Consider the following 1,248-nt stretch of genomic DNA (forward strand, 5'->3'; position numbering starts at 1 on the left):
CTAAACGCTCATCAAGCGCCAATCAACCTGTGCTTCTCAACCCCTCCCTCACTCAGATCGCTGCCTTCAAGGTGGCACCCTCGGGCACCATCCCCGTCTCCAGGTAGCGCCACAGCGCCACCAGCAGCTTGCGCGCCAGCGCCACGATGCCCACCCGCCGGTGGCGTTTTCCCGTGCCACCGAAGCGCTCAAAAAACCACCGACTCAGCGCGCTGTCAGGCTGATAGCGTAGCCACAGCCAAGCGATCTCCACCGCTAGTGCGCGCACGCGCCGGTTGCCCGCCTTGCTGATCCCCTGCTCGCGGTTGATCTGCCCGCTCGCATACGGCGTGCCCGTCAGCCCCGCCAACGCCCCCACTTGCTTGGCGTTGCGAAACTCCCGCCAGCCAAAAAACTCCATCACAAACACCCAGGCCGCCACCCGCCCGATACTCTTGAGCCGGCGAAGCTGCTCAACCATCGCCATCGCACCACCCGCGTGCGCCGCCTCCTGCACCCGCCGGTCCTGCTCTCGCTCCAGCTCCTTGATCTGCTCCTCCACCAACCTCAGGCGGCTGCCCGCACGCTCAAGCTCGCCCTGCAGATCCGACGCCAGCGCCTGACCATCAAAGCTGCGAAATTGCGCCACCCGCCGTGCCCAGTCCTTGAGATCCACCCGCTCAACCCGGATACCCTGGGCAAACAACACCCCCTTGATCCGGCTCACCAAAGCACCGCGCTCCTTCTTCAACCGCTCCACCTCCCGGTGCAGATGCCGACCCGCCTCGGCCTCAGGATCCGGAACCCGCACCACCTTCCACACCCGCTCCCCGCCGTGGTGCTGACGCAGCTTCGAAAGCAGCGTCTCCAAATCCACCCGATCGGTCTTGCTGCGCCGCGCACGACGGCTCACCTCGATGCTCGCCGGGTCCACCACCAGGTTACTCACCCCCCAGCTCTCCAACAGCCGATGAAGCCAAAACCCGTCGCGGCCCGCCTCATAACAGCTGCGCACCACCACCGCCTCACCCAATCCGAACTTCTTCTTCGCCCCCGCGAGCGCCTCCTGCAGCCCCAACACGCTCCCGCCTTCCACGTTCACCGTGCGCCGCTTGGCGCCACACTCAAAACCCACCTTCCACTTCGATTTGCTCAGCTCCAAGGCCATATACAACACCGCCGACGCTGCGCTATCGTTCCTCTTAAGGGCCATCTGGGTCATCTCGTCCTCCCGGTTTCGGTTGCTTGCCAAAATCCGGAGGATAACCT

Annotated in this window: 1 protein-coding gene; it reads right to left on the reverse strand. The window is 64.6% G+C overall.

Annotated features, from left to right (window positions below):
* Positions 1-52 precede the first annotated feature (52 nt).
* The coding region (locus B1C78_RS11245) for an IS110 family RNA-guided transposase (protein ID WP_217698031.1) at positions 53-1,248 on the reverse strand (1,196 nt) is incomplete at its 5' end.

It is taken from the genome of Thioalkalivibrio denitrificans (assembly GCF_002000365.1).
Taxonomy (GTDB): domain Bacteria; phylum Pseudomonadota; class Gammaproteobacteria; order Ectothiorhodospirales; family Ectothiorhodospiraceae; genus Thioalkalivibrio_A; species Thioalkalivibrio_A denitrificans.